The sequence below is a fragment of the Pseudomonas sp. BN102 genome, assembly GCF_029871245.1.
Classification (GTDB): domain Bacteria; phylum Pseudomonadota; class Gammaproteobacteria; order Pseudomonadales; family Pseudomonadaceae; genus Metapseudomonas.
In genome coordinates, this window is record NZ_SSON01000080.1 from 60,773 (window position 1) to 76,478 (window position 15,706).

Consider the following 15,706-nt stretch of genomic DNA (forward strand, 5'->3'; position numbering starts at 1 on the left):
AGCTACTTCAGCAGTCCCTGCTGGCGCGCCAGCGAAATTGCCGCGTAGCGGCTCGATACACCCAACTTCGCGAGGATGTTCTTCACGTTCCACTTCACCGTGCCAAAGGTGATGTTGAGCGTCAGGGCGATGCGCTTGTTGGACATTGCCTGTGCCACCAGGCCGAGGATTTCCAGTTCACGCGGGGTCAGGCTCGCACGCGGCGCACTGGCCGCCACGCGCGGTTGCGGGATGGACGGCAGCGGCTCGGCTTCCGCCTCGTCACATTCGAAGAGGCGGTCCAGGTAGTCGGCCACCGCTGCTTCGGGACGAATCTCTTCGCGCCATTGAAGCAACCGTTCGACGATCGCCCGGCCTTCATCCAGCACGGTGCGGACCAGCCCATGCCGGGCGGCCATTTCCATGGCGGCCTGAAGGTTTTCATCGGCTTCATCCCGTTGGCCGAGCTCGTCGTGGGCCAATGCGGCGAGCAGCTGGACCTTGACCAGCGTGCGCGCCCGCCCCTGCTTTTCAGCACCCTTGCGCACCATCGCCAGCCCTTCCAGCGCCCAGGCCGGATCACGTCCGGCCAGTGCCAGCCGTGACCGGGCGAAGGTGGCGATGTGAGCGATTTCGTAGCGCGCTTCGGCGGTCGGACGCTGCGCCGTTTCGAGGTCGACCAGGCGCGATACCAGCGCCGTGGCGCGACGCTGTTCGCCCTGTTCCAGGAGCAGACGGACCTGCTCGGCCAGCATCAGCGCCAGCAGGCGGTCCAGGCCCAGCACATGGAAATGCGCGGCCTGCGCTTCGAGGAAGTCCAGCGCGGCCTGGTGCGACTCGCGCTGTGCAGCAATGCGGGCGCGGCAGAGCGAAGCGCGGGCCATCACATCCGGCATGGACGAACGCAGGATGCCGCTGCGGTTGGCCAGTACCCGCAGGGCGTCGTCGAGGCGATCCAGTTCGTAATAGGCATCGCAGAGCGTGGCCGCGCACAGGTTGGCCGATACCGATCCGCGCCCATAGGACTCTTCGGCCCGGGCGAGAACGCTCGAACCCAGGCGTTCGGCCTCCAGGGCATCGCCGAACCTCAGGCTCGTCAGTGCCCGCATGCTTTCGAAGACCATGGCCATGTCGTTGCCACGATCCTCGAGATGGACCGGTTGTTGTTCGTGCAACCTGCGGGCGTCATCCAGGCGGCCCACGGCGAGGTAGGCGGTGACCAGCGCCGAGAGGCCGATGTAGTGCAGGGAATGGTTATCCAGCTGGGTCTGGTGGGCCGGCTCCAGCAGGCCGATGACCCGCCGGGGCTGGTCCAGTTGCAGGGCGATCGCGGCATCCGCCAGGACCAGCTTCGACGATACCGCCGGATTACGTGCCGCCTCGGTGCGGCGTATCTGCTCCAGCCAGCGCTGCGCCTTGCCCGGCCGCGCGGTGAAGGCGTAGGTCAGGCAGCCCATGATGAACAGTCGCGGATGGGCGAACAGGACGTCCTGCGGCAATCGCTCCAACAGATGCAGCATCGGACTGACGTAGGCCATGCTCCAGCTGGTCGAGGCCGCTTCCTCCATGGCCTCCAGCGCATAGTCCAGGTCTCCGCCCAGGTTGGCGTGGCGAACGGCTTCCACCAGGTAGTCATGCTCGGCGAACCATTGGCTGCCACGACGGTGCAACGTCTCCACTTCAGTAGCCCCGCGAGCCGCCAGGCGCTGCACCAGGAATTCGCCGAACAGCGGATGGAAGCGATACCAGGGCGTGCTGTCCTCGGATTCGATGCGGTAGATCAGCAGGTTCTCGTCCTCGGCTCGCTTCATCAGCTCCGGTGCGCGCGGGCTGGCGGTGACGAAGGCGGCGAGATCGGCGTTGAAGCGCCGGAAGATGGAGACCTTCTCCATGAACCCGAGCAGCTCGGGCGGCAGGCAGGCCACCACGTCCTCGGCCAGGTAGGCCTGCAGGTCGCTGGACTTGGCAAGTATCGAGCACAGCTGCGTACGCTTCGTCGGGCGCGCCCGCAGCAATGTGGCGATGGGTTGCAGGCTGGCCGGCCAGCCGCTGGTCAGGTCATGGATCAGGTGCTCTTCATCGGCGCTGAGTTTCAGGGTGCCGAGGTTCTGCTGGAGGAAGTCGCGGGTTTCGTCCAGGTCGAAGGGCAACTCGGCGAAATCGATCTCTGCCAGGTGTCCCTGCATGCGCAGGCGGCCGAGGCTCAAGGGCGGTGTCGTCCGCGACGCGATGGCGATATGCAGATTGGCCGGGCAGTGATCCAGCAGCTTCTGCATCAAGCGGTGGGCGGCGGGCGCTTCCACATGGTGGAAGTCATCCATCAACAGATGCAGTTCCCTGCCAACGGCTTCCGCCCCGTGGGTGACGCTGGCCACCAGGGCGTTGATCGACTGCTCGCCGCCATCGCTCTGCAGCCACTCCTGTTCGATGCGGATACCCAGGCGCTGCAGGGCCGACAGCACGTAGGCGAGGAAACTCGCGAAGTGGCGGTCGTCGAGGCTGAAGGAGATCCAGGCCACGTCCAGCCCGGCCTTCATCAGTTCCAGGCGCCATTGCGCCAGCAGGATGGTCTTGCCGAATCCCCCGCTGCCGGTGATCAGGGTCGCACTGCACTGCTGGGCCTCGCGCAAACGAGCCAGCAGCTGCGCACGCGGGATGTGCCGGGCATTGAGGCGCGGGGGCGAGAACTTGGTCGCGACCAGCAGGTCGTCGGCATTGATGACTGATGTATGCATGCTCGTTTTCTCCGCCCTTGTACTTGTTCGAAACGGTCCGGCCCGCCTCCAAACGGCACCAGGCGTGGGCTTCACCCGGCTTCGGGCATTGCCCGGACGTCGCCCGCATCCTGCTACAACCGGTTGGAAGTCGGCCCCGTCCGCAACGGGGGGGGAGCAGTTCAGACGGCCTCGCGTAAGTTCGAATCCAGGCAGAAACGCCATTTGCATTGCATTCGAGGAGCTGAGATGAGCGAGTCCGTTTCTTTTGAGGTGAGGGGTCAGGTGGGCTGGATCACCCTGACGCGCCCGAAAGCCATGAACGCCCTGAACCGGGAGATGCTGGAGGCCATGATCGCCCGCCTGCACGTCTGGGAAGACGACGCCGGCGTGCGCGTGATTGCGCTGACCGCCACCGGCCCGGCCTTCTGCGCCGGCGCCGACCTGAAAGCCAGCGGTACGCCGCAACCGGGCGAGCCGGACCTGCTGGACACCATCGTCGCCTTCTTCGACCTGCTGCGCGTGTATCCGAAGCCGGTGATCGCCGCCGTCAACGGCCTGGCCCTGGCCGGTGGCCTGGAGACCGTGCTGTGCTGCGACTTCGTCATCGCCGCCCAGAGCGCCCGCTTCGGCGACGCCCACTCCAACTTCGGCGTGTTCCCCGGTGGCGGCGGCGCCGCAGTGCTGCCGCGCAAGATCCCGGAAAACATCGCCAAGTACATGCTCTTCACCGGCGACTCCCTGCCGGCCCAGGACATGAAGAACTACGGCCTGGTCAGCGAAGTGGTGGCCGATGCCGAGCTGGTGGGCCGCGTGCAGGCCATCGGCGACAAGCTGGCCGAGAAGAGTCCGCTGGTGTTGCGCCGCATGAAGAAAGTCGCCAATGAAGCCGGCGACAAGTCACGCGCCGATGCCCTGTGCCAGGAACTCCTGGAGCTGCGCAATCACCAGCGCTCCTACGACATGGCCGAGGGCGTGCGTGCCTTCGCAGAGAAGCGCAAGCCAGACTTCAAGGGCTATTGAGACCCGCGTCCACAACCCGTTAGCCATGATTTCGCGAGCAGATCATGAAGGAGTAGAGATGGAAGACGTATACATCGTCGGCGTGGGCATGACCGCCTTCGGCCGCCACACCGACAAGACCATCAAGCAACTGACCGCCTGGGCGGTGGAAGACGCTCTGAAGGACGCCGGCTGTGACCGCAAATGGGTCCAGGTCGGTTTCTTCGGCAACTGCACCCAGGGCCATTTCGATGGCCAGCACATGATCCGTGGCCAGGTGGCGCTGCTGCCGCTGGGCCTGGACGGCATTCCGATCTTCAACATCGAGGGCGCCTGCGCCTCTTCCAGCCATGCCTTCAGCCTGGCGGTCACCCAGCTTCGCGCCGGCGCCGCCGACGTGGCCATCGCCGTGGGCGCGGAGAAGATGTTCTACAGCGACAAGATGAAGATGTTCTCGGCCTTCGAGTCCGCCTGGGACATCGAGACCTTCGAGGAGAACAAGAACTACCTGGCTGCCATGGGCAAGGGCATCGTGCCGCCGCCCGGCTCCCAGTCCGAGAAGCCCTACAGCCCCTTCATGGATGTCTACGCGGCCCTCGGCCGTGGCGGCCTGATGGAGCGCTATGGCATCACCCAGCGCCAGCTGGCCGCCGTGTCCTCGAAGAACCACGGGCACTCCGTGCACAACGAGCGTTCGCAGTACCGCAATGCCATGAGCATCGAGGAAATCCTCGCCGCGCCGCCGATCACCTACCCCATCACCCTGCCGATGTGCTCGCCCATTTCCGATGGTGCCGCTGCCGCTATCCTCTGCACCGAATCTGCGATGAAGAAATACGGCTTCGACAAGAGCCGCGCGATCAAGGTACTGGCCAGTGTGGTGCGTTCGGCTTCGGCCCGCGCCGCCGAGGACTTCGACAAGGGTTGCACCCATTTGGCAGGCAAGGCCGCCTTCGAGCAGGCCGGCATTTCCCCGCAGGACGTCGACGTGGCCGAGGTGCATGACGCCACCGCCATCGGCGAGCTGCTCGCCATCGAGGCCCTGGGCCTCTGCGAGCCGGGCATGAGCGGCGTGATGGCCGAACGCGGCGATTTCAGCCTGGGCGGCAAGCTGCCGGTCAACCCGTCGGGCGGCCTGGAATCCAAGGGCCACCCCATCGGCGCCACCGGCATCGGCCAGATCTTCGAGCTGGTCGAGCAACTGCGCGGCGACTGCGGCAAGCGCCAGGTCGAAGGCGCCCGCATCGCCCTGCAGGGCAATGGCGGCGGCCTCTGGCGCGTCGAGGAATCGACCGAGCACGTCGGCATCTTCGCCCGCGCCTGACCCTTTACGGAGAACGGCGAACACGGGGAATCCACGCAGTTTCCCCGCCGTTCTCCCCCTACTACGCTTCAAGAGAGGAAAAACACCATGACAATTCGCTTCGATGACCGCGTCGCCATCGTCACTGGCGCCGGCAACGGCCTGGGACGCGTCCACGCCCTTGAGCTGGCCGCACGTGGCGCCAAGGTAGTGATCAACGACTTCGGCGGCAGCCGTGACGGTTCCGGCAGCTCGTCCGACGCCGCCCTCGCCGTGGTCGAGGAAATCCGCCAGGCCGGCGGTACCGCCATTGCCAACGGCGCCAACGTCGCCGACTACGAGCAGGTCCAGGCCCTGGTCAAGCAGACCGTCGAAGCCTTCGGCCGCGTCGACATCCTGATCAACAACGCCGGCATCCTGCGCGACAAGTCCTTCAGCAAGATGGAGATGGCCGACTTCAATGCAGTGCTCAACGTCCACCTGATGGGTTCGGTGAACTGCACCAAGGCCGTCTGGGACCTGATGCGCGAGCAGAACTACGGCCGCATCATGATGACCACCTCTGCCGCCGGCCTCTTCGGCAACTTCGGCCAGGCCAACTACGGCGCCGCCAAGATGGCCCTGGTGGGCCTGATGAACATGCTCGCCATCGAAGGCCGCAAGAACAACATCCTGGTCAACACCCTGGCGCCCATGGCCGCCACCCGCATGACCGCAGACGTGATGCCGGAAGAACTGCTGAAAGCCAGCCGCCCCGAGCAGGTCACCCCGGGCGCCCTGTTCCTGGTCAGCGAAAACGCACCGACCAAGCTGATCCTCGGCGCCGGCGCAGGGGTGTTCTCTGCCGTGCGCATAGAAGAAACCGCGCCGGTGTACATCAACGATGCCGAGCTGTCGCCGGAAGCCATCGAGGCACGCCTGGCACAGATCACCGACTGGAACAGCGCCGGCCCGCGCAATGACGCCAACCAGCAGGTTCAGCTGTTCGTCGAAGCCGCCATGAAAGGCATCAAGGGCGCCTGATCCCGCGCTGGACGAAGCCCCGCGTGCCTTGTACAAGGCACGCGGGGCTGCACGCTTATCGCCGGCCGACCGGGCTACAGGAGGGAGAAGAACAATGACGACAAGAATGAATTTCGCCCGGACCATGGGCAACCTCGCCGTGCGTTTCGCCGACCGCGAAGCGCTGGTGAACATCGAGCGCAAACGCCGCTACACCTTCCGCGAGCTGCATTCACTCACCAACCGCATCGCCAACATGCTGCGCGAGCGCCTGGGACTGCAGCGTGGCGATGTCTACCTGTGCATCCTGGACAACGACAACCTGTCCCTGGTGCATGCCTGGACTTCCATGAAGGGCGAGGCCGCCGGGGCCTACACCAACTTCCGCGATTCGCTGGAAGAGCATCGCTCGCAAATCGCCCTGATCCGTCCCAAGGCGGTGTTCCTGGAAAACCCGCTGCTGGACCGCTACTTCGACATGCTCCACGAGCAGGGCATCCAGGTGGTCTGCATGGACCCGCCGGCCCAGTCCCGTGACGGCCTGCTGTATTTCTGGGACCTGCTTGAAGGCGTCTCCGACGCGACGCCGGACATCGCCCACGAAACCCAGAACGATGTGGTGTCCTATCGCTTCACCGGCGGTACCACCGGCGTCAGCAAGTGCGTGCCCTACACCATGGACAACTGGCTCGCCCTGCGCGATTCCATGTACATGGAGAGCGAGCAGCCCTACCAGCCCGATACGCGATTCCTGCACATGGCTCCCATCAGCCACGGCTCCGGCCTCGGCCTGCTGCCGACCCTGTTCCGTGGTGGCTGCACCCTGACCCAGAACGTGCCCGACCTGGCCCAGCTGTGCCGAAACATCGCCGCCGAGCGGGTCACCATGACCCTGCTGGTGCCGACCATGATCTACCGGCTGCTGGAAATGCCGGAAGCCACCGACTACGACCTTTCCTCGCTGCAGACCCTGGCCTACGGCGCCGCGCCCATGAGCCCGGCCAAGCTGCGCCAGGCCCAGGAGCGCTTCGGCAATATCTTCATGCAGATCTACGGTGCCACCGAGTGCCTGCACGCCGTGGCCATCCTCGGCAAGGCCGACCACCTGGACGCTTCCGACAGCCAGATCGGTTCCGCCGGGCGCATCGCCGCCGGTGCCGAAGTGGTCATCGTCGACGACGACGGCAAGCCGCTGGAACAGGGCGCTACCGGCGAACTCTGGGTGCGTTCGCGGGGTACCGTTTCCGGCTACTTCGGCAACCCCGAAGCCAGCGCCGCCGAGTTCGTCGATGGTTTCTGGAAGTCCGGCGACCTCTGCTACCTGGACGACCAGGGCTTCCTGCACCTGGTGGACCGCAAGAAGGACATGATCATCACCGGCGGATTCAACGTGTACGCCGTGGAGGTGGAAGCCGCCCTCAACGCCCATCCGGCCGTATCCAACTCGGCGGTAGTGGGTATTCCCCACGAGGAATGGGGCGAGGCGCTGCACGCGGAAGTGATGCTCAAGGCCGGCCAGGTGGTTTCGCCGGAAGCCCTGATCGAACACGTGAAAGGCAGCCTGGGCCGCTTCAAGGCGCCCAAGTCGATCCTCTTCGTCGATGCGCTGCCGGTGAGCGTGGTGGGCAAGGTCCTGCGCCGCCAGGTGCGGGAGAAATACTGGAAGGACAAGGCCCGCCGCGTGTCCTGAGTTGCGCAAGCGGTTTTGAAGATTACCCTCGCTTGATGCCCCGATGTGTCCCTTCCCGAATGGGGGCCATTGGGGCTTTTTTTGTTCTGCGCGGGTTACTCCTGGCTCACCTTTGGCGCAGTCCTGTAGGGGCGATTTCAATCGCCAAGCAGGACGAAGTCATGCCCTGTAGGAGCGAATTCATTCGCGAAAATGGAAGGGGCACCGAGCCAGCCGGTGACTGCCCTCTCCCCCGGCCCCTCTCCCTGAAGTGGAGGGGTGACGGACTCTCGGCCCACCTTCGGCACAGTCCTGTAGGGGCAATTTCAATCGCCAAGCAGGACGCAGTCCTGCCCTAGGGGAGCGAATTTATTCGCGAAATGGTGCGCACCGAGCCAGTCTGGAACAGCCCTCACCCCAACCCTCTCCCAGAGGGAGAGGGGGCTGTCTGTGCCGGCGTTCAGTCTGAGCACAGTCCTGTGGGGGCGAATTCATTCGCCGAGCAGGATAGAACCGCTACAAAGAAAAACGGCGGCCATTCGGCCGCCGTACTTGGGTTTCAAGACGCAGGTCGCGCCTCGGGCAGCTTCCAGCTGCCGTCCAGGATGGACTTGTCCGGCAGGTAGAAACGCACCATGTAGTTCCAGCCGGGCATGATCGGCAGGCAGTTCGCCACTTGCGCGGTACAGCCGCCGAAGCTTACGGAGGTAGTGCCACCCTCGCCTTTCTTCGCCGTCAGGCTGTTGAGGCTGTAGGCCTCCAGGGCATTGCGCTGGAAGCGCCCCGCTTCGTCGTAGACGCTGATGGACCAGAAGGCGCCCACCGGGACCTCGCCCAACTCCAGCCGGTAGTTCGTCAGACCGTCGTTTTGCGCAGGGGTGACGGTCTGGTAATAGGCGTCCTTGGCGGGATTGCCGCCCCAGGCGGTAGCGCTGCCGATCTGGTGACGTACCGGGTCGACTTCGCCTGCTTTGCCAAACATGCCACGGGAGTCGTCCAGGGTTTCCCCTAGCGCGGTCAGCGCCTTTCGCACCTTGGCGCGGCTCGCTTCATCCCAGTTGGGCACTTCGAAGCGGCCCGGCCCGCCGGGCTGATCCACAGTGATGGCGTCCTGCAGCGTTCGAACGCGGGAGAAATCCTCCGGGTCCGCAGGGTTCACCAGGGTGCGCACGCCCACCAGCACGTAACGGGTCCCCACGTCCGCCTTGTCGACCTTGAAGCGCCCCGCGCCGTAGTGCACATCAGTCACGTGATGGTCCTGATCGATGATCGCCATCGACATGAAGCGCGGACCGGCATCGGGCAGGGTCACGCTGACAGGCCCGGTGTCGAGGTCGAAGACCGCGGTGGAATAGAGGGTGTCGCGGTTCGGCCGCACCACGGTGGCGGCGCCCACCGGAACCAGCTCGCGCCAATGGGCGAACTTGCCGAAGCCACCGCGTTGCACGGTCAGGGCGAAGTAGCGGTCGGTCTCGGCGCGGATGAAATTGTCCACGGTCACGTGCACCCCGACCTGCGCCAGTTCCTCGCTACGCGCGCCGGGTAGGCAGGCCGCAAGCAGCCCGAGGGCCGTCAGGATCACTTTGAGCTCGTACATCATTCCTGTCCTCATCGGGTCCACCTCAGAGCCTGGCCAGGGCCGGCGGGAAATAATGGCCGCCGGCCACCGCACCCTTGGCGCCGTAGTAGCGGAACATCAGCCGGAAGCTCTGCCCGGCAAGGGTCGGCAACCAGTTCGCCTCGGCGACACCCGCCGGCGGCTGCGGGCCGAAGTAGAGGGTCAGCGAGCCATCGGGGTTGTAACGCAGGGCCGACTGGTTATTCAGCTGGAAACGCCCCAGGGCATTGGGCAGCACCTTGAAGGTTTTGGCATCGGTGGCCGTGATCGACCAGAAGTAGCGCGCGAAGCCGGACGGCAGTTGGTCGCGGGGGAAGGTCAGGGAATAGCTGCGACCGCCTTCGAGCACGTCGCCATGGTCGTCCACGGCCCCACGGAAGTAGTTGACCTCCTGCTGGGTGTTGGCCCAGATGCCGCCCAGGTTGACCAGGGTGCGGGTCAGGTAGTCGCTGCCGTAGGCGCCGGATACGGCCGGTCGTACCCAGCCGTTGAGCACCGTACCGGGACCGAGGGTGGGAGCGGCATTGGCCAGGGCGATGAAGGCCTGCTGCCGGATCACCGCGTCGAGGCGGGTGCGCTGTGCCGGATCGCCGACCCGCTTCGCCAGTTCATGCACGCGAGCTTGCAACGCCTTCATGCCGGGATTCAGGTCGGGTTCCTCCAGCGCCACCTCGGCGACATCGAATGCCTCGACGCCGGGCAGCTGCTGCAGCCTGAAAAGCGGCACCTGGGGCACTTCGGGAAGCTGCGGCGTGCCGCTGGAGCGCATGCTGAACTGGTGCTGCAGGCGCTCCGCCTGCTGCGGGTCAGCGCCGAGTTCCACCCGCGACAGCACCCGTGCGGTGCGGGTCGGCAGGTCCACGCGCTGGACGCCTCCCGGCAGCGCGACGCTCGCACCCTTCAGGCAGACCGCGAAGTCACCGCTGGGTTGCTTGGCGAAGGTGCGCTCATTGATGTTGGCCAGGGTCTCGCCCCAGCCGTTGAGAAACTGCACCGTGTAATAGCGGTCGGAAATCTTCGGCACGCTGACCAGGGTGCAGTTGCGTTCATCCACCGCCACCCAGGCTTCGGAATAGGCCACATCGAGGTTGGGATTCGGCCAGTCCACCGCACCTGGTTTGCGGTGCACCAGTTCGTTCCAGCGCATGCCTTGCTGGAAGTCCAGTTGCTGCTGGCGCTGCACCAGCAAGCGTCCGAGCAGGTAGATGTAGGCGTCGCGCACCTCCTGGTCGGAGTAGGCCGGCACCTGCGGATTGGCGGCATGGGACAGCGATGGCGCGAACGCGGCCATCAGGCAGGAAGTGGTGAAGGCGCCACAGGCCAGCGCCGAACGTAAGGAACGCATTGTTGTTTTTCTCCGTCGTGATCCATCACAGACAGGTTATGCCCGTTCCAGGAACACATGGCCCCTCCCCTTTGGGGTGGGGGCGCAAGCCCGGCATCACGCGGAGAGCCCCGACTCAGTGGGTCGGGGCGGTGCGACTCGTAGCCGTCAGGCACCGTTCAACGACGCCATGTCGATCACGAAACGGTACTTCACATCATTGCGTTCCATGCGTTCGAAGGCGGTGTTGATGCCCTGGATGTCGATCATTTCGCACTGGGGCAGCACCTGGTGTTCGGCACAGAAGTCCAGCAGTTCCTGCGTCTGGGCCAGGCCACCGATCAGCGAACCGGCGATGGAACGGTTGTTGATCGCCAGCAGCGCGCCATGGATCGGCTCCAGCGGCTCCAGGGCACCCACCAGCACCAGTTTGCCGTGACGGCCCAGAAGCATCAGGTACGGATTGACGTTGTGCTTGCGGGGGATGGTGTCGAGGATGAGGTCGAAGCGGCTCGCCGCCTCCTTCATCGCCTGCGGGTCGGTGGACAGCAGCACATGGTGCGCGCCCAGCGCCCTGGCGTCGTCGGCCTTGCCCGGCGAGGTGGTGATGACGGTGACCTCCGCCCCCAGGGCCGCGGCCAGCTTGACTGCCATATGGCCCAACCCGCCGAGGCCGACCACGGCCAGGCGGGTGCCTGCGCCAACACCATGCTCGCGCAGCGGGGTCCACACGGTGATGCCGGCGCACAGCAGCGGCCCGGTGAAGCGCGGGTCCAGCGCCTCGGGGACGCGCAGGACGAACTGCTCGCGCACCACGATGTGCTGGGAATAGCCACCAAGGGTGACCTCGCCGCTGATGCGGTCCAGCCCGTTGTAGGTGGGCGTCATGCCGTGGCTGCAATGGGGTTCTTCGTGGGCTTCGCAGGCCGCGCACTGCTGGCAGCTGTCCACCAGGCAGCCGACCGCCACCCGGTCTCCGACCTTGTAGCGGGCCACCGCCGGGCCCACGGCGCTGACCTGGCCGACGATCTCGTGGCCGGGCACGCAGGGGAAGCGGGTGCTGTTCCAGTCGTTGTGCACGTAGTGCATGTCCGAATGGCAGACGCCGCAGTAGGCGATGTCGATGGCGACGTCGTCGTCGCGCAGGGCGCGGCGCTCGAAGCTCAGCGGCTTCAATTGGGCATGGGCCTCATGGGCGCCGTAGCCGTGACAGGTGGTCATGGGCGAATCCTCGAATCTCAGGGGCGAACGGTGAAGCGCCCTGCCGAAGCAGGGCGCGCGGTGTCAGATGGAAGGACGCTGCCAGGGCGCCGGGCTGGTTTCCGGCGAGGCGATCTGGTTGGAAATCCACTTGCCCATGCGTCGCATCGGCTCGATGGAGTCCTGGGGCGCGGCGAACTTCATCGCCCCGGCATAACCCAGGGAAACGATGCGCTGCGCGCCATAGAGGGGCAGCACATCCTTTAGCTGGTCCTTGATGCTCTCGGGATAGATACCAACGGTCTGGGTGTAGGCATCCACCGCATCCAGCATCTCGCTGAGTTCGTCCACCGGAACCAGGTTGGCGGTGCGATCGTCGAGGAGCGTGGAGAAGGACACCGGCTCGGGGATCTGCGAGCAGATGATCGCGCCCTCGCCCTCCTCCCCGCCGATCACCCTGTACCACTCGTCATCCAGCCGCAATGCATCGACGTGGGCCTTGAGGTTTTTGTCGTAGGACTTGGGCGTGGTGCTGAGCGTGTTGGGAAGCCCCAGCATCGCCTCGTAGACGTACTGGCCGAAGGTGTTCAGCCGCTCCAGCCCCTCCGCGTCGGTGCCGCTCTGCACATAGATCACCCGCGCGCACACGCAGCCTTTCTGGTTGATCGCGCCGATGTCGGCGGCCAGGCGCACTGCCGCCTCGCGCATGTTGGCTTCGCTGGCGAAGGTGTCCTTGCCGATGATGCTGGCGCTGCGCTTGGGGTCCAGGGAGATCAGTTCCAGGCCTGGCTGGACGTACTGTGTGACGTGCTTCATCGAGGCGAAGCCGCCCCAGGCCACAATCTTCTCCAGGTTCTGCGGCTGGTACAGGCGTTGCTCGAACGCCTGGTCGCCACCTTTCCAGTAGGCCACCGAAAGGTGTCTGGTCAGCGGGTGGTCTGGCGCCATGTCGACCATGGTGCGGGCAATCGCCAGGGCAGTGAACGGGTCGTTGGACGGTGCCTTGATGATGGCGTCGCTGCGCAGGACCATGTTGCGGATTATGGTCCAGAGCGACAGCGACACGGCATTGCCGGCAACGATGTGCAGGGTGCGCGCGCCGAAGCAGCGGACTTCCAGCTCGGTACCATCCAGCAGGGTCTGCGGCACCCAACCTTCTAGGTACTTCACGCCCACCGTGCTTTCCACCATCTCGGTGATGAATTCCCGCGAGAGCATGTTCGGCAGGCCCATGTAGGAGCCCTTGACGATGGTCGGGGTGGTGGGCGCGGTCAGGTAGGACAGCTCGCAGGCTTCCTGCAGGTACAGGTTCTTGCTGAAGGCCAGGTGCTGCCCGAGCTCGACGGCATAGTCGAGGATGTCGTCGAAGCTCAGCTGGTACAGGTCGGCCAGTTTCGCCGGATTGCCGAGCGGCAGGCGGTCGATGTACTTGTGCGCGTCCGGGGTCAGGAAGGCCAGGTCGCCGCCGCGTCCGCCCACTTCGATCAGGTTGTCGGTGATCACTTCGCCGCGAATGATCATCGGTGCAATGGGGTGGGTCATGGCTTCAGCCCTCCAGGGTGTTCAGGAAGTCCATGGCTTCCCGGTGGGATTGCTCGGATGCAGCGCAGGTGATCTTGTCGTCGCCACCGTTCTTCTCGCTGTAACGCTGGATGGCGCCGACCACATAGCGACTGGGGCGGCCGCAGGAGCACGGCTTGTCCCATTCCACGGTGATTTCGTCGCCGGTGATGAAACCGCCCCAGTGGATGTCCGCCCCCAGGTCGAAGAACGCCGCGCGACCGGTCTGGCGGCCACCACGCGGCAATGGTTTGCTGGTTTCCGGGTCGAGCAGGAACGGTATCGCGGTCGGGGCGAAGTGGTAGTGGCCCTGCTCGCAACGCAGGTGCGAACCGCTGACCACTTCCGACATCGCGTAGGACTCGTGTAGCGCCTTGGCGCCGGTGAAGCGCTTGACGTCCTCGCGCCAGCCTTCCGGCTGCACCACGCCCTTCGCGCCACCGGTGGTGATGATGTAGGAATCCGGATCGAACACGCCTTCCAGGCCGCGTTCGAGGCCGGCCTTGGCCATGTTATGCAGCAGGTTCCAGGTCCCGCCGATGTAGACGCGCTTGCCCTTGAGACGGCCGGCGATGTCGTCGAAGAACGCCGCCAGGTGCTGCGGCATCTCGGCCTGCTGCTGGTCGAAGAGCTTCTTCTTGGCCAGCAGTTCCGGGGCTATCACCAGGCGGTCCAGGGTGCCCTTGGCGTGGGCGGCGCGCAGCTTGGCGCCCAGGTGCAGCACGTCACTGGACAGCGTGGAGGGATAGGCCGGGTGGAAATGCGACTCGTCCGACAGCAGGACCTTGACCAGCGAACCGACCCCGCGCAGGTGGCTGAGGTAGCCCTTGCGGTAGTACGGATAGGCCGTGTGCATGTCCGGGTTCGGGGTGTCCGGGCCGCTCATGTTCCAGGCGTAGAGCCTGCGCACCTGAGAGGCCTTTTCGAACTCACGCACGCTGCAGGGCAGGAACGACAGGGTACCGGAGGTCCCCGAGGTGTGGCTGAGGCAGAGTTCCGGGACATCGCGGTCCATGGTTTCGAACCAGTCGTCCAGGCCCTTGCAGGCGCTGACGTCGACGGCGGCGATCTTTTCCGCCAGCTCCGGGGTCACCAGCTTTCCGAGCCACTTGTTGATCGCGGCGAAGTTGTTCTTCTCCAGCAGCGACGGCGGGTAGGACTTGAACATGGTGTGCTCGAACAGCAGCGGCACAACGTCGTCCAGTTGCTCGATGCTCTCCACGCCTTCGGCGTCCGCCAGTTTCTTCAGCACCGGAATGCGCTCGCGCATTTCGGCGAAGCGGCGCTTCAGGCCCGCCAGTTGCAGGACGTCGACGCGTTCGCGCGGCAGCTGGATCCAGTTCTGCAAGGAGTGGTCGGCCAGGGCAGCCGGATCAGTCAGCAGCAGTCCGACCTGTTCTTCTATTGTTCTTGTCACGGGACGTTCTCCTCGGATTCACCCTTTCGTGCCCTGCCCGGCAGTTGCTCGGGAAGGCACGTATCACCCGGCCGTCGCGGGTCGGACGGCCTTCATGGCAAGGCCATTCTAGGGGTGAAAAGGGCTGGATCATTTCCGGATTCCAGCATCCCAGATAAACACCCAACACTCTGATTCATAAGGTTTTTTGTCAGAGCAACAGGTTCACGGAGCGGCGCTTTCCGCATCCGTGGTGGTCAGCAGCGCATGGAGCATGCGCGCCAGCAGGCGAACGGTGTCGGCCTCTACCAGGTATTCCGGTTTTTCGATCAGCAGCGCACGGGGCAAGGCCGTCACGGCCTGGTAGGCGAGGAAGCCGGCCTTCTCGCGATTGCGCACCAGAACCTCGTCGGAGAAGCGCTCCACCAGGGCCGGAATCACCATGGATATCCAGAAACGCTCCGGCTTGACGATCTCCAGGCGTACCAGCTCGCCGTAATAGGCGGACTTGATACTGAGCTGCGAGTCGATTTGCAGCCAACGGTGCAAGGCCGTGAGGCCGGTTCGCAGGAGCACCTCAAGACCGTCATAGAGAGTCGCCGACGGCGGCAGCGCCTGGATGCTGGCGATCACTTCGAGGCGCGCATCGGCCCGGTAGTCCTCGAAGATGGCGCCGACCAGCGATTCGATGGTGGGGAAGTATTCGTAGATGGAACTGATCGCCACGCCCGAGTAATCGGAAAGCCGGTAGACGGACAGCGCCTCCCGCCCTTCCCGTTCGAGGATGTCGCGCCCCGCCGCTTTCAGGGCGTCGACCAGGGCGACCGAGCGCGCCTGCTTCGGTCGCTTGCGTGGCTTGGCCGGCAGCTCCACCAGGACATTGTCATGGGCGCCCTGGCCACGGGACGGCTTGCCCGCCCCGCCTTCGTGGCCTTGCAT

11 protein-coding genes are annotated in these 15,706 nt (G+C 65.1%); 4 read left to right on the top strand and 7 right to left on the bottom strand.

Translation table 11 applies throughout. The features are described from left to right. Nucleotides 1-2 precede the first annotated feature (2 nt). On the bottom strand, nt 3-2,714 hold the full coding sequence (locus E8F12_RS27925) for a LuxR C-terminal-related transcriptional regulator (protein WP_280328463.1): 2,712 nt from the start codon (nt 2,712-2,714) through the stop codon (nt 3-5). Nucleotides 2,715-2,942: 228 nt separating this feature from the next. On the opposite strand from E8F12_RS27925, the gene E8F12_RS27930 reads away from it, so the two are divergent. The 4 genes from E8F12_RS27930 to E8F12_RS27945 all read left to right on the top strand — a co-directional run bounded on the left by E8F12_RS27930 (nt 2,943) and on the right by E8F12_RS27945 (nt 7,690). After that, complete coding sequence (locus E8F12_RS27930; RefSeq protein ID WP_280328464.1) at nt 2,943-3,716, top strand: enoyl-CoA hydratase/isomerase family protein; 774 nt, start codon at nt 2,943-2,945, stop codon at nt 3,714-3,716. A 58-nt stretch (nt 3,717-3,774) separates the two neighbouring features. After that, complete coding sequence (locus E8F12_RS27935) at nt 3,775-5,019, top strand: thiolase family protein (RefSeq protein WP_280328465.1); 1,245 nt, start codon at nt 3,775-3,777, stop codon at nt 5,017-5,019. An 87-nt stretch (nt 5,020-5,106) separates the two neighbouring features. Continuing rightward, nucleotides 5,107-6,021, top strand: a complete 915-nt coding sequence (locus E8F12_RS27940; protein ID WP_280328466.1) for an SDR family NAD(P)-dependent oxidoreductase — start codon at nt 5,107-5,109, stop codon at nt 6,019-6,021. A 94-nt stretch (nt 6,022-6,115) separates the two neighbouring features. After that, nucleotides 6,116-7,690 carry an AMP-binding protein gene (locus E8F12_RS27945; protein ID WP_280328467.1) on the top strand — a complete coding sequence of 525 codons (1,575 nt, stop codon included), beginning with the start codon at nt 6,116-6,118 and terminating at the stop codon, nt 7,688-7,690. A 538-nt stretch (nt 7,691-8,228) separates the two neighbouring features. Here the strand turns inward: E8F12_RS27945 and E8F12_RS27950 are convergent. From E8F12_RS27950 to E8F12_RS27975, 6 genes are all read right to left on the bottom strand, one after another. Beyond that, a complete protein-coding gene (locus tag E8F12_RS27950; protein WP_280328468.1) occupies nt 8,229-9,266 on the bottom strand; it encodes a DUF1254 domain-containing protein in 1,038 nt (345 codons plus the stop codon). A gap of 25 nt (nt 9,267-9,291) precedes the next feature. Further along, nucleotides 9,292-10,632 (bottom strand): DUF1214 domain-containing protein, encoded by a 1,341-nt coding sequence (locus tag E8F12_RS27955; RefSeq protein WP_280328469.1) that lies wholly within the window; start codon nt 10,630-10,632, stop codon nt 9,292-9,294. 147 nt (nt 10,633-10,779) lie between these two features. Then, complete coding sequence (locus E8F12_RS27960; RefSeq protein WP_280328470.1) at nt 10,780-11,832, bottom strand: NAD(P)-dependent alcohol dehydrogenase; 1,053 nt, start codon at nt 11,830-11,832, stop codon at nt 10,780-10,782. Between the two features lie 63 nt (nt 11,833-11,895). Next, on the bottom strand, nt 11,896-13,353 hold the full coding sequence (locus tag E8F12_RS27965; protein WP_280328471.1) for an acyl-CoA reductase: 1,458 nt from the start codon (nt 13,351-13,353) through the stop codon (nt 11,896-11,898). Nucleotides 13,354-13,357: 4 nt separating this feature from the next. Further along, on the bottom strand, nt 13,358-14,788 hold the full coding sequence (locus E8F12_RS27970) for a hypothetical protein (protein WP_280328472.1): 1,431 nt from the start codon (nt 14,786-14,788) through the stop codon (nt 13,358-13,360). 204 nt (nt 14,789-14,992) lie between these two features. Further along, nucleotides 14,993-15,706, bottom strand: a complete 714-nt coding sequence (locus E8F12_RS27975) for a TetR/AcrR family transcriptional regulator (protein ID WP_280328473.1) — start codon at nt 15,704-15,706, stop codon at nt 14,993-14,995.